The sequence below is a fragment of the Bradyrhizobium sp. WCU1 genome (genome assembly GCF_053474805.1).
The window spans coordinates 2,763,258-2,775,773 of record NZ_CM130280.1 but is presented as its reverse complement, the minus strand read 5'-3'; the positions used below and the strand labels follow the sequence as shown (position 1 = coordinate 2,775,773).

Here is a 12,516-nt window from a genome sequence, read left to right as displayed (position 1 = left end):
CTGTACACTAGTGAACATACGTCAATAGCTGTGCAATGTAACATACGTTATTGAAAACGGCTTGGCGGTTACCCGATTAAGCATGCGGGGAGACCAATGTCGTTGGCATCGCTAGTCCGTAAATTGGAGCAGTTCGTAAGGCTTTCGCCGGTCGATCACGTCATTCTCAATCGTGCATCGACTGAGCGGGTCCGGCATTTTGCACCGCGCGTCGATATCGTCCGTGAAGGCGAGAAACCGAAGGATGTCCACCTGATCCTGTCCGGTTGGGCCTGTCGCTACAAGCAGCTCGAGGACGGAAGGCGCCAGGTGGTGTCGTTCTTCCTGCCCGGCGACATTTGCGACGTGAACGTCTTCATCCTGCGCGAGATGGATCATTCGATCGGCACCATCACCGCGGTGTCGATCGCGGATCTCTCGCGCGAGTTCTTCGACAAGGTCGCGGCCGGGCATCCGCGCATCGTCACCGCGTTCTGGTGGGAAACCCTGGTCAATGCGGCGATCCAGCGCGAATGGACCATGAGCCTCGGCCAGCGCACGGCGCTGGAGCGGATCGCTCATCTGCTCTGCGAGATCTGGCTGCGGCTGCGTCTTGCCGGTTTGACCCAGGGCGACAGCTGCGACTTCCCGTTGACGCAGGGCGACCTCGCCGACGCCACTGGACTCTCCAAGGTCCATGTCAATCGGACGCTACAGGAGCTGCGCGCCGACGGGCTGATCGTGCTCAAGGGCAAGACCCTGTCCGTCCCCAATCTCGACCGGCTGATGCGCGCAGGCCTGTTCAATCCGAACTATCTGCATATGGATCACGAAGGGCGGCAGCTCGACGCCGTCGGCACGCAATCGGACGCCGCTGCGGGATGACCGGCGCGCCCCCTCGGAGAGGCGCAACGCTTGGTCCTCCATGGATGCAAGCAGGACCGGGCGCACAGCGGTTCGCATGAGCGCGTTGCTGTCGTCGTCCGCTTAGAAACGATTTCCCTGTGCTTCGCGTTATTGACCATTGTCGCCGACAATGATGGAGGCGATTGGATGGTGCGCTATTTCTTCGATATCAGAGATGGCACTGGGCTCTATCCGGATGAAGAGGGGCTTGAGTTTGAGGATCAACGGGCCGCAGAACTGGAGGCCGCCCGTACTCTGGGCGAACTGGCCCGAGACCTTGCGTCACTGGACGACCGGCATGATTTTGCGATCGAAGTGCGGACCGAAGGCGGCCCCGTCTTCAAGGTCGTCTTCGTTTTCGAGGCAACCCATCTGAGACAACAAGGCAGCCTCAACTGGAGGTGATCACCTCACCGGGCGCCGCTGGCCGGTCGGAGCGGACTCGATTTTTGGCTGGGCGCGGTATGGTGCCGGCGGCGGTGCGTGTGGCGCACGCAATGTCGCGTCATTGTTGGGCTTGGTGATTGCCGGCGTCGCCGGATTGGCTGGCTCCGCTTCGACCGGAGCGGCGCAAAGTGTTGTAGCAAGAAATCCGAGCGCAATCTTCTTACCCATCGTCGATCCCTCCGCCAGGCAACCAGCCGCATGGGAGCGCCCAAGCGTGGCGGAGGTGAGACCAAGGCTTGCGGCGATCGCGCCGGAGTGTCTCGTTTCGTCGCGGATTCCATACATGAACCAGCCGACCAACGACCCCGGCACCGGAGGTTGGCGGCACCAGGGTCGCTACTCCCGATGCGCTTGGGGGCTGATGTCGGGAGCTATGAGTCGACTCCCGCTGTTCCGCTTCGTTCCAGACGGCGTCAGCCAATTCCTGATCGCGAGCGCGGATCAGTTGGCGCCCGCAAAGTGAAATCGCGAGCGGGTGATTCGACGCGGCGATGCACCGCGCCGCGCAGGATCGCCTCGGTGACCGCGCTGAGCAGCAGTGTCAGCAGGGTGAAGGTGATGATCTGCGCGCGGTTGCTCTTGGCGACCGGAGGGCGAGGCCGCGGCTGCATCGGCGAAGGCGCGGGGGCTTCGGCGCTCATGGTTGACTACCTGGCTGATCACCCGTCCGGAACGGTGTGTTGCCGCCGCGGCGCTGCCCGGTGAATCCGTAAATGACTATAAAAGAAAGAAAATTTCCTGTGCCGCCGACGGTATACCTCCGTGGGGGAATGCAATCCCCCCAACCGGCCGCCACCTTGGTCCGGCTGACCTGCGCCGCGATGGCGCATGACCATCGCCACTATCGAGGCCTGAACCCGGATGTGATTTTCGCGGGGCCGCAGGTGCATTCCGCCGCCGGAGATGTCATAAATGAGACAAGCTTCGGTTTGCGGAATTGTGCTGACGGCCTGACCCGGATTTCTTGCAATCACATTCATCGAAGTAAAAGGGCGTCAGCTTGTTGTTTCCTGCCATGTCATCGTCGGTGTCGGTTGGTGCCCTGGTGGGATGGATGTTGCTTCTCACCGCAAAGCACATCATCGCCGACTTCATGCTGCAGAACGCCTGGATGGCGATCGGCAAGGACCAGAAGACCGGCTGGGCCATGCCGCTGCTCGCGCATTGCCTGGTCCACCTTGCGGTCGCGCTGGCACTGATCCTGGTGGTGGCGCCGCGGTTCTGGTACGTCGCCTTCGTCGACTTCGTGATCCACATCATCGTCGATCGCTGCAAAGGCATCTGCGCCTCGCATTTCGGCGTGACGCTGGAATCGCACCATCCCTGGTTCTGGACCCTGATCGGGGTCGACCAGGCGCTGCATCACCTCACCGGCTTCGCGCTGTCGATCTACATGGCCGCGAACTGAGCGACTCGCGACGCCGCCTCCCACAGCCCTGACCACGACCCTCCCGCCGAAGCCCGTTCCGACGGGATCCTGGTTTTGACGCGTTTTCTTGACGCGAACCGGTATTCCCTTCGCTTGAAGACGCTTTTGGCCGGGGCGGATGTGATTCGCGTGCAACGGGCAAGCCTCTTCGGCGACGACCGGAGGCCGTGGTTAACCTTTCGTTAGAGGATTGCGCGGCATCTTCCCGATCGAGGGGGATTTGCAAATGTTTTCAAGCCGCGACGCCTTCGAGAACGATGCCTGCCCGGTTGCCGACGACCTGCTCGGCCAGATGTATCGCGCCAATCCGAACGGGCTTTCGTTGCTGGTCGCTAATGTCGCGCCCGATGTCCGGGCGAGGCTGGCGCTGTTCTGCTATCGGCGCAGCCATCTGCACGCACTCGCGGTGGCGATTGCGTCGAGCTGCAGCGAGTGGGAGCTGGTCAATTCCGGCGGCCGTGTCGGGTCGACGCTGTACGCGCTGTCGCGCGAGCCGGTCCGTGCCGCGGCCGTTTCGCATGGCGGCCGCAAGCCGATCACGCTGTCGACCAAGCCGCTGTCGAGCTTCGCGCCGGTTGTCGATGACGAGCTCGACGACGAGGACGTCAGCGAGACGGTGACTGTGACGGCCTAAGCCGCGCTCAATCCGGCTGCGCGCTCGCGATGAGCGGCAGCCCGTGCCGGCGCCGCGCCATCGCGCATTCCGCGTCGCCCGGCTGGCAGGTCCGGCACACGTCCGGCCGCACCGCATAGACCACGCAGCGCGTTGCCTCTCCGATCTTCCCCGACAGCGCCGAGCAGCGATCGCCCTCGCAGCGCATCCCTGATTGTCGTGCGTTGACGAATTGCGCCGGGATCAGGTCGAGTTGCGTGTCGTCCTCGATCGTGAAGCGCGGCCAGTTCTCCGAATAGCTGCAACAGGCGCCGCAGGACTGGCACGGGCTGTTGCCGGCCGCATCGATTGCGTCGTCGGCCATCAGGTGTCCCTCGGTGCTTCCCACACCAGGCTGCGTCGCCAGCGCGCCCTGAGCAGATCGCGCCGCTCCGGATACTTCTCGTCGTGGTAAACAGCGGTGACCACGCGGTCGGTGCGGAAGCTGCGGAAATCCTTGCGCAGCTCGCACCAGGCGGCAAGCAGCCGCACCGCCTCGTGATAGCCGACTGCGATCGGCCAGATCGTACGCTCGCTGTCGCGGCCGTGCTCGTCGCGATAGTTCAGCGTGATCTTCTTGCCCTCGTGGATCTGGCTGCGGGTCCTGACCATGTCGATGCGGTCGGGCTCCCGGTTCCAGGCGGAGCGGGCGCGGCTCGCCGGCTCCAGCACGAACGGCCGCAGCCGGTCGGGCACGGTCTCGGCAATCTTGGCCATCAGGTCCTCGGCGGCGCGCGCCAGCGCCGGATCGGCGTGGCCGATCACCCATTGCGCGCCGAGCACGCAGGCCTCGATCTCGTCGGGTGTCAGCATCAACGGCGGCAGGTCAAAACCCTTCTCCAGGATGTAGCCCATGCCGGCCTCGCCGCGGATCGGCACCCGCTGCTCGATCAGGCTGGCGATATCGCGATAGATGGTCCGCTTCGAGGTCTCGAGCTCGGCTGCGATCGCGTCCGCAGTCAAAGGCTTACGGGTGCGGCGGAGCACCTGGATGATCTGAAACAGCCGGTCGGCGCGTCTCATGGCAACTCTCTTGGCAATTCTCTTCAGCGTCTTGACGACCGTCTTGACGCATCTCGCGGTGTCTCGACGCGTCGGCTTTTCTGCGTCCCGTCCGGCTGCTGCTGACAGCATGTTGGCAGCAGGTGGGGGCTATATCAGGACAACACCTCAAGTGAAGGGAATTTGTCCATGGCGAATCTTGATGAACTCGGTTTCCGGCAAGCGCAGAGCTTCGCGCTGGAACAGCTGGTCACGGTCTACTCCACCTCCGGCGACCTGCGTTGGGCCCTGGTCGCGCTGATCGCACAGTCTGTCAGCACGGTCTGGTCCTACGGGCGGGCACGGCTGGTCAAGCGGGTTCGCGAGGCGGTTCGCCGCCTCGCACCCGCAACCCCGCTCGGCAGTGAATGCCACTACTGCTGACACCATGCTGGCAGCAGGGGACAGCTAGCCTCAATTCACGACTACAGGCGATCGGGAGCTTCATATGATTACGCTTTTTGGCTTTGGCACGGGCTTCGGTCTGCCGGAAATCAGTCCTTTCGTGACCAAGACCGAGGTCCAGCTCAAGATGGCCGGGCTTGCCTACACCAAGGAGAAGGCGATGCCGCCGGCCTCTCCGAAGGGCCAGCTGCCGTTCATTTCCGACGACGGCGAGACGATCGCCGATTCGACCTTCATCCGCGCCCATATCGAGGGCAAATACGGTTTCGATTTCGACGCGCCGCTGAGCCTGCAGGCGCGCGCTCAGGCCTGGGCCTTCGAGCGCATGATCGAGCATCACGTCTACTGGGCGCTGGTCGGCGCGCGCTGGGTCGACGATACCAATTTCGCCAAGGGGCCCGCGCATTTCTTCGACGGAGCGCCCGATCACATGCGCGACAAGCTGCGCGAGGACGCCCAGTTCCGGGTGGCCGAGAACTATCTGTTGAGCGGGCTCGGCCGCCACGGGCCCGACGAGGACGTCGACCTCGCGATGCGCTCGCTGTTTGCGCTGTCCGTGCAGCTCGGCGACAAGCCTTATCTGATGGGCAACGCGCCCTGCGGCACGGATGCCACTGCGTTCGGCGCGCTGGCGGGGATCCTGACGCCGTTCTTCGATTCGCCGCTGCGCGAGCGCACCGAGAAGTTCGACAATCTCACCGCCTATGTCGCCCGCATGATGCAGCAGTACTATCCGGAGTTCGCCTGGGCGCCGCTGCAGCAGCAGGCAGCTTAGCTGGCAGCAGGGGCGGGCTGGCCCTTCAATGCGGCGAGCTCCGCCTCGAGTTCGGCAATACGCTGGTCGCGTGAGGCGAGGGCTTGCGCCACGTCGGCCGCGTCGAACTTCTGCGGAATGTGCTGCGGGCAGTTGCTGTCCCACGCCGTGACCTTGAACAGGATCACCTGCTCAGGGCGCGCGCGATAGCCTTGGGGCATCAGCGAACGCGTCAGCGCCGGATCGTCTTCGACCACGCGCGCCTCGCCCCAGATCTTGACGCGCTGCCGGTGCGCATAATTCATCACGAAGATGTACGCCTTCGGGTTCTCCGAGAGATTGCCCTGCGTGATGAACTGCCGGTTGCCGCTGTAGTCGGCGAACGCGATGGTGTGCTTGTCGAGCACCTTGATGAAGCCCTTCGGTCCGCCACGGTGCTGGATATAGGGCTGACCGTCGGCTGATGCGGTCGCGAAGTAGAAGCTGTTGGTGTTGGCGAGGAGGGCCGCGAGGTTCTCGTCGATCTCGGTCTGCCAGCCGCCATGCGCCTCGACCTCGGCATAGGTGTCGCGCGAGCCCTTGCGGGTCTGGATCGCCTTGACCGCCGGGGTGAAGGCGACGTCGCTGGGATAGGTGTCAGCATCAAACATCTGGGCCTCCCGAAACGGCTGTCCTACCCGTACAAATGGGCGTTTCCGGATCGCAAGCAATCTTGTGAATTGACACTTCACTATTGCCGATTATGCAATAGTTCCATGGACCGGATCGATGCCATGCAGGCCTTCGTCGCGGTGGCGGACCTCGAGGGGTTTGCTCCCGCTGCCCGCAAGCTCGGTCTGTCGCCATCCGCCATCACCCGGCTGATCGCGGCACTGGAGGAGCGGCTGGGCGCGCGGCTGCTGCAGCGGACGACGCGGCAGGTGACGCTGACCGACGCCGGCTCGCGCTATCTGGAGCGGGCGCGGCGGATCCTCGCCGACGTCGAGGAGGCGGAGGACGCGGTGGAGAGCGAGCGCACTCGCCCCGAAGGCCGCCTGGTGATCTCCGCCCCGTTCGGCTTCGGGCGGCTGCATGTCAGTCCGGTCGTCTCCGCCTACCTGAAGCGCTATCCCGAGGTCGGCGTCGACCTGCGGCTGTCGGACCGCCGCATCAACCTCGTCGAGGATGGCGTCGACCTCGCGGTCAGGCTCGGGCACCTGCCGGATTCGACCCTGGTGGCGCGGCATGTCGGCCAGATGCGCCGCATCGTGGTGGCCTCGCACGGCTATCTCAAGCTCCGCGGCGAGCCGAAGCGGCCGGCGGACTTGACCTCCCATGACACCATCCAGTTCGGCGCCATGACCGCAACGCCCGACTGGCGCTTTGTGGAGGACGGCCAGGAGATCCGCATCACGCCGACGCCGCGCTTCACCAGCAACAGTTCGGATTCCGCCATCCAGTTCGCCGAGCAGGACGGCGGGCTGACCCGGGTGATGGCCTACCAGGCCGCCGAATCACTGAAGGCGAAGCGGGTCCGAATCGTGCTCGCCGCGTTCGAGCAGCCGCCGGTACCGATCCATGTCGTCTATCCGACATCCCGCCTGTTGTCGGCGAAGGTGCGGACCTTCATCGATCTCGTCACCGAGATCACCGACTGGCGCTTCAGCTAGCTCACCGGCGGCTTCTTCGGCACCACGCGGAACGTGCCGCTGGCGCGCGCGATCGTGACGCCGTCGGCCTTGATCAGGCTCTGCGCGAAGCAGATCGTGCTGCCGGTCTTGATCACGTCGCTCTCGATCGCGAGCCACTGCCCGATATTGGCCGAGCCGACGAAATCGACCGTGAGCGAGATCGTCACATATGAGGTGGTCCAGCCGGTCGCCTGGCCGCAGCTATAGCCCATCGCGTTGTCGGAAAGTGCCGCGATCAGCCCGCCATGGATCAGGCCGCGGCCGTTGGTGTGCGGCCGGGCCAGCCGCAGGCCGATGATGACGGATCGCTCGGTCTTTTTCTGGTAGAGCGGCTCCCAGGGCTCGGTGAGGGGGCTCTTGCGGAACAGCGGCTCGAAGCCGTCAGGAATGTCGGGGGCGATTTGTGTATCGGTGGTCATCTCAAATCTCGCTTATGACGTTGGATTGACGCCATTGAACGCGATGTCGAGGACGGTTTCACCGCCTACAAAGTTTTAAACGGGATTCACGTGGGTGTTTGAATGCGGCGCTGGCCTGTTGCCACGTCTTCAGCTGTCATCGCCCGCGAAAGCGGGCGATCCAGTATCCCAGAGACCGCACGGCATGAATCGAGAAGGCGCGGCGTACTGGATACCCCGCATACGCGGGGTATGACGGCCGAGATTGCGGAGAGGATGCTGTTTGACAAAAGCATCCGCGAGCACCCCTAGAACGGCAGCCCCACATAATTCTCCGACAGCGAGGTCGACGCCGCCTTCGAGCTGACGAGGTAGTCGAGCTCGGCGATCTGGATGCGCGCGGCGAATTCGCCTTCGTCGGGGAATTTATGCAGCATCGAGGTCATCCACCAGGAGAAGCGCACCGCCTTCCAGACCCGCGCCAGCGCCCTCGCCGAATAACCGTTGAGGCCGGCGGAGGATTTCTCGTCGTAAAATTCGCGCAGCGCCTGCGACAGATAATGCACGTCGCTGGCCGCAAGGTTCAGGCCCTTGGCGCCGGTCGGCGGCACGATATGCGAGGCGTCGCCTGCGAGGAACATCCGGCCGAACCGCATCGGTTCAGCGACGAAGCTGCGCAGCGGCGCGATGCTCTTCTCGATCGAGGGGCCGGTGATGATCTCGTCGGCCGCCTTCTGGTCGAGCCGCCGCTTTAACTCATCCCAGAACCGCTCGTCGGACCACTGGTCGACATGATCGTCGAGCGGGCACTGCACGTAGTAGCGGCTGCGGTGGGTCGAGCGCATCGTGCACAGCGCAAAGCCGCGCTCGTGCTTGTTGTAGATCAGCTCCGGCGAAACCGGCGGCGTCTCGGAGAGGATGCCGAGCCAGCCGAACGGATACACCCGCTCATAGCTGGTGATGGCCGAGGCCGGCACGCTGGCGCGGCTGATGCCGTGGAAGCCGTCGCAGCCGGCGATGAAATCGCAGGCGATTTCGTGGCTGACGCCGTCCTTGACGTAGCTGACGCGCGGACGATCGGTGCCGAAGTCGTGCGGCTTGACGTCGGCGGCGGAGTACACCGTGGTCAGGCCGGCCGCCTTGCGGGCATTCATCAGATCGAGCGTGACCTCGGTCTGGCCGTAGATGGTCACGGTCTTGCCGGTCGCCGCATGCATGTCGATGCGGTGCCGCGCGCCGCCGAACGCCAGCTCGACGCCGTGATGGACCAGGCCTTCCTGGCGCAGCCGGGCGCCGGCGCCGACGCGCTCGAGCAGTGACACCGTGCCTTCCTCGAGCAGGCCGGCGCGAATCCGGCCCAGCACGTAGTCCGGGGTCTGCCGCTCGAGAATGACGTTGTCTACGCCGAAAGTATGAAGTAGTTGCCCAAGCAACAGTCCGGCCGGACCTGCGCCTATGATTGCTACTTTTGTCCGCAATACCTGCTCCTCCCGATCGGATAGGCTTGAGTCGGGCGCCCCGCGCCGGGGGCTCACCGTCAACTTGCCTTGGCAACTATATCATATAACAGGTTTGGCAAGGTCGATTTGCCGCGGACAGCTTTCGCCGCAGCGCAAGATGCCGGAGGGCCGGGTGCGACGAGGCGTCCGCCCCGCGGATTTCGGCTTGAATATCTACGTGAATTAGATAACATGTTAAGTAATGAGACCGGGCACAAAGCCCGCCGTCCTGGAGAGGAGGAGACGTGATGAGGAGAAGTTTGTCGGCGCTGCTGATGGCAGCCGCCATCGTGCCGGCCGCAGCAGCCCCTGCCCTGGCGCAGGACAAGACCGTCAATCTCAAGGTGTCGCTCTGGGTGCCGCCGGCGCATCCGCTGGTGCCGGCGACGCAGGCCTGGGCCGCCGACATCGAGAAGGCATCGGGCGGCACCATCAAGGTCACCGTGTTTCCGTCCGAGCAGCTCGGCAAGGCGTTCGACCATTACGACATGGCGCGCGACGGCATTGCCGACGTCACCTACGTCAATCCCGGCTATCAGCCCGGCCGCTTCCCGATCGCGGCCGCGGGCCAGCTGCCGTTCGTATTCTCGGACGGCAAGAAGGGCACCCTGGCGCTGAACGAGTGGTACCACAAATACGCGGCCACCGAGATGAAGGATACCAAGCTCTGCTTCGCCTTCATCCACGATCCGGGCGCGCTGCACGGCAAGAAGAAGATCGTGCTGCCGGGCGACCTCTCCGGCGTCAAGGTGCGGCCGGCGCAGAGCACGATCGGCGAGATGGTGAAGATGTTCGGCGGCACCAATGTGCAGGCCTCCGCGCCGGAATCGCGCGACGCGATCGAGCGCGGCGTGGCCGACGAGATCACCTTCCCGTGGGGCTCGATCTTCCTGTTCGGCATCGACAAGGTCGTGAAGTACCACATGGACGTGCCGCTCTACACGACGGTTTTCACCTACAACATGAACCTCGCCAAATACAATGCGATGTCGGATGCCCAGAAGAAGGTGATCGACGACCACTGCTCGCCGGAATGGGCTTCCAAGGTCACCGATCCCTGGACCGATTTCGAAGCCAACGGCCGCACCAAGATGAAGGCGCTGCAAGGCCATGAGGTCTATCCGCTGACCCCTGATCAGCTCGCCGAATGGAAGAAGGCGGTCAAGCCGCTGCGCGACAGCTGGGCCGAGGCGGTGAAGAAGGCCGGCGGCGATGCCGAGAAGGTCGAGGCCGATCTGCAGGCCACGCTGAAGAAGTACGAGGCGGGGATCTAGGCGACTTCGTCATTCCGGGATGCGCCGCTTGGCGCAGGCCGCAGATGCGCATCGGGGAATCCATACTCACTGTGGTGGTTATGGATTCCGGGTTCGCGACTTTGTCGCGCCCCTCAGGTGCGCAATTGCGCACCGAGAATGACGAGCCACGGGAAGCGAAGATCAAATCATGGCCGCGAATTCCGAAGTCACCCAAGACGGCGCGATCACCGGTCCACCCGAGCCGGTGCGCAAGAATTTCATGGATCGTTTCATCGATTCGATCGAATGGGTGGCGGCCTTCTTCGTCGGCGTCGTCGCGCTCAACACCTTCACCGCGGTGTTCATGCGCAAGTTCTTCGCGGTGACGATCCCGGACTATTACAATTTCGGCCAGTTCCTGCTCGGCATCCTGATCTTCTGGGGCATTGCGGCGACGAGCTATCGCGGCACCCACATCACGGTGGATCTGGTCTGGGCCAATGCCTCGCCGCGTTACCAGCGCTGGATCGACATCTTCGCGACCCTGGTGCTGCTGTTCGTGGTGTCGGTGCAGACCTACACGCTGGTCGACAAGGTGATCGATACCAGGAACAGCCATATCGTGACGATGGACCTCGGCGTCCCGGTCTGGCCGTTCTTCCTGGTGTCGTGGATCGGCGACGTCTCCGCGGTGCTGCTGATCGCGATCCGCACCTACCGCCTGATCTTCCACCCGGAAGATATCCATGATGCCAAGATCAAGACCGCGGAGTAGACGGTAATGAGTCTCGACCTGAGTCCCGAGGCCGTCGCCGTCATCGGCTTTGTCAGCCTGTTCGTGCTGATGCTGCTCCGTGTTCCCGTCGGCATGGCGATGGGCCTCGTCGGCATCACTGGCTTTGGCTATCTCACCGGCTTTGCTCCCGCGCTGAAACTGGTCGGCCAGACCACGATGCGCACGGTGACCGACTATTCCTTCGGCGTGATCCCGATGTTCTTGTTGATGGGCGCTTTCGTGTCCGTCTCGGGCATCAGCCGCGAGCTGTTCCGCGCCGCCAACACCTTTGTCGGCCATTGGAAGGGCGGGCTGGGCATCGCGACCATTGCGGCCTGCGGCGGCTTCGCCGCGATCTCGGGCTCGTCGGTCGCCACCGCCGCCACCTTTTCAGCGGTCGCCTATCCCGAGATGCGCCGCTTCGGCTATCCGCAATCGTTCGCCACCGGCGTGATCGCGGTCGGCGGCACGCTGGGGGCGATGCTGCCACCGTCGACCGTGCTCGCGGTGTACGGCATCATCACCCAGCAGGATATCGGCAAGCTGTTCATCGCCGGCGTCGTGCCGGGCCTGCTCGCGATCCTGATGCACATGGTCACGATCGGCATCATCGGCGTGACGCGGCCGGGCTTCCTGCCGGCGGGCAAGAAGGCGTCGTGGCACGAGCGCCTGGTGGCGCTGCGCGACGTCTGGTCGCCGCTGCTGCTGTTCCTGTTCGTGATCGGCGGCCTCTATGGCGGCTTCTTCGTCCCGACCGAAGCCGGCGCGGTCGGCGCGGTCGGCGCCTTCATCATCGGCCTCCTCCGTGGCAAGCTCACCAAGGACGGCATCCTGCAATCGCTGCTGCAGGCGACCCGCACCGCGGCAGCGGTGTTCACCGTGCTGATTGGCGCGCTCTGCTTCGGCTATTTCCTCACCATCACCCAGACGCCGCAGCACGTCACCGAATTCCTCACCGGGCTCGGCATCGGGCCCTATGGCGTGCTGGCGCTGATCCTGTTGATGTATCTGGTGCTCGGCTGCCTGATGGACGCGATGGCGATGGTGATCCTTACCGTTCCGATCGTGTTTCCGGTGGTCACCGCGCTCGGCTTCGATCCGATCTGGTTCGGCATCATCATCGTGATGACGGTCGAGCTCGGGTTGATCCATCCGCCGGTCGGCATGAACGTGTTCGTGATCAAGAGCGTGATCAAGGACGTCAACATGTCGACGATCTTCGTCGGCGTGCTGCCGTTCGTGATCACCGACCTGATCCGGCTGGTGATCCTGATCCTGTTCCCGCTGCTCGCGACCTGGCTGCCGCAACGCATGATAGGTTAGACG

Annotated in this window: 17 protein-coding genes; 10 read left to right on the top strand and 7 right to left on the bottom strand. The window is 63.9% G+C overall.

The window, feature by feature from the left end; translation table 11 throughout:
• The first annotated feature begins 102 nt into the window (after positions 1-102).
• Both ACTUWL_RS12880 and ACTUWL_RS12875 read left to right on the top strand, forming a co-directional pair.
• Entirely contained in the window at positions 103-864 is a 762-nt protein-coding gene (locus ACTUWL_RS12880; RefSeq protein WP_106940451.1) for a Crp/Fnr family transcriptional regulator, read from the top strand.
• A gap of 30 nt (positions 865-894) precedes the next feature.
• Entirely contained in the window at positions 895-1,290 is a 396-nt protein-coding gene (locus ACTUWL_RS12875) for a DUF6894 family protein (RefSeq protein ID WP_307756364.1), read from the top strand.
• Here ACTUWL_RS12875 and ACTUWL_RS12870 read toward each other — a convergent pair whose 3' ends face one another.
• Together ACTUWL_RS12870 and ACTUWL_RS12865 are read right to left on the bottom strand one after the other, a co-directional pair.
• Positions 1,291-1,500 carry a hypothetical protein gene (locus ACTUWL_RS12870; RefSeq protein ID WP_146160391.1) on the bottom strand — a complete coding sequence of 70 codons (210 nt, stop codon included), beginning with the start codon at positions 1,498-1,500 and terminating at the stop codon, positions 1,291-1,293.
• A gap of 245 nt (positions 1,501-1,745) precedes the next feature.
• A complete protein-coding gene (locus ACTUWL_RS12865) occupies positions 1,746-1,973 on the bottom strand; it encodes a hypothetical protein (RefSeq protein WP_021081401.1) in 228 nt (75 codons plus the stop codon).
• A 413-nt stretch (positions 1,974-2,386) separates the two neighbouring features.
• Here ACTUWL_RS12865 and ACTUWL_RS12860 point away from each other — a divergent pair, with 413 nt between their 5' ends.
• Both ACTUWL_RS12860 and ACTUWL_RS12855 read left to right on the top strand, forming a co-directional pair.
• Entirely contained in the window at positions 2,387-2,740 is a 354-nt protein-coding gene (locus tag ACTUWL_RS12860) for a DUF3307 domain-containing protein (RefSeq protein WP_021081402.1), read from the top strand.
• A 247-nt stretch (positions 2,741-2,987) separates the two neighbouring features.
• On the top strand, positions 2,988-3,395 hold the full coding sequence (locus ACTUWL_RS12855) for a hypothetical protein (protein ID WP_021081403.1): 408 nt from the start codon (positions 2,988-2,990) through the stop codon (positions 3,393-3,395).
• 7 nt (positions 3,396-3,402) lie between these two features.
• Here the strand turns inward: ACTUWL_RS12855 and ACTUWL_RS12850 are convergent, their stop codons facing one another.
• Together ACTUWL_RS12850 and ACTUWL_RS12845 are read right to left on the bottom strand one after the other, a co-directional pair.
• Entirely contained in the window at positions 3,403-3,738 is a 336-nt protein-coding gene (locus ACTUWL_RS12850; protein WP_021081404.1) for a YkgJ family cysteine cluster protein, read from the bottom strand.
• On the bottom strand, positions 3,738-4,436 hold the full coding sequence (locus ACTUWL_RS12845; RefSeq protein ID WP_021081405.1) for a helix-turn-helix transcriptional regulator: 699 nt from the start codon (positions 4,434-4,436) through the stop codon (positions 3,738-3,740). Before ACTUWL_RS12845 ends, ACTUWL_RS12850 begins: the two co-directional genes overlap by 1 nt.
• Positions 4,437-4,604: 168 nt before the next feature.
• On the opposite strand from ACTUWL_RS12845, the gene ACTUWL_RS12840 reads away from it, so the two are divergent.
• Entirely contained in the window at positions 4,605-4,838 is a 234-nt protein-coding gene (locus ACTUWL_RS12840) for a hypothetical protein (protein ID WP_021081406.1), read from the top strand.
• Between the two features lie 64 nt (positions 4,839-4,902).
• Positions 4,903-5,634 carry a glutathione S-transferase family protein gene (locus ACTUWL_RS12835; protein WP_021081407.1) on the top strand — a complete coding sequence of 244 codons (732 nt, stop codon included), beginning with the start codon at positions 4,903-4,905 and terminating at the stop codon, positions 5,632-5,634.
• Here ACTUWL_RS12835 and ACTUWL_RS12830 read toward each other — a convergent pair.
• Positions 5,631-6,263, bottom strand: coding sequence for a pyridoxamine 5'-phosphate oxidase family protein (locus ACTUWL_RS12830; protein ID WP_021081408.1), 633 nt, complete (start codon positions 6,261-6,263; stop codon positions 5,631-5,633). The two genes, ACTUWL_RS12835 and ACTUWL_RS12830, sit on opposite strands and share 4 nt — an antisense overlap.
• 105 nt (positions 6,264-6,368) lie before the next feature.
• Between ACTUWL_RS12830 and ACTUWL_RS12825 the strand changes: the two genes are divergently transcribed.
• Positions 6,369-7,262 (top strand): LysR family transcriptional regulator, encoded by an 894-nt coding sequence (locus ACTUWL_RS12825; RefSeq protein WP_035652971.1) that lies wholly within the window; start codon positions 6,369-6,371, stop codon positions 7,260-7,262.
• Here the strand turns inward: ACTUWL_RS12825 and ACTUWL_RS12820 are convergent.
• Positions 7,259-7,702 (bottom strand): PaaI family thioesterase, encoded by a 444-nt coding sequence (locus tag ACTUWL_RS12820; protein ID WP_021081410.1) that lies wholly within the window; start codon positions 7,700-7,702, stop codon positions 7,259-7,261. The genes ACTUWL_RS12825 and ACTUWL_RS12820 overlap by 4 nt on opposite strands.
• Positions 7,703-7,989: 287 nt before the next feature.
• Complete coding sequence (gene pobA / locus ACTUWL_RS12815) at positions 7,990-9,159, bottom strand: 4-hydroxybenzoate 3-monooxygenase (RefSeq protein ID WP_021081411.1); 1,170 nt, start codon at positions 9,157-9,159, stop codon at positions 7,990-7,992.
• A 269-nt stretch (positions 9,160-9,428) separates the two neighbouring features.
• On the opposite strand from pobA, the gene ACTUWL_RS12810 reads away from it, so the two are divergent.
• From ACTUWL_RS12810 to ACTUWL_RS12800, 3 genes are all read left to right on the top strand, one after another.
• On the top strand, positions 9,429-10,454 hold the full coding sequence (locus ACTUWL_RS12810; protein WP_021081412.1) for a TRAP transporter substrate-binding protein: 1,026 nt from the start codon (positions 9,429-9,431) through the stop codon (positions 10,452-10,454).
• A 226-nt stretch (positions 10,455-10,680) separates the two neighbouring features.
• Complete coding sequence (locus ACTUWL_RS12805) at positions 10,681-11,190, top strand: TRAP transporter small permease (protein WP_035652977.1); 510 nt, start codon at positions 10,681-10,683, stop codon at positions 11,188-11,190.
• A gap of 18 nt (positions 11,191-11,208) precedes the next feature.
• A complete protein-coding gene (locus tag ACTUWL_RS12800; protein ID WP_035652979.1) occupies positions 11,209-12,513 on the top strand; it encodes a TRAP transporter large permease in 1,305 nt (434 codons plus the stop codon).
• Positions 12,514-12,516: the final 3 nt, after the last annotated feature.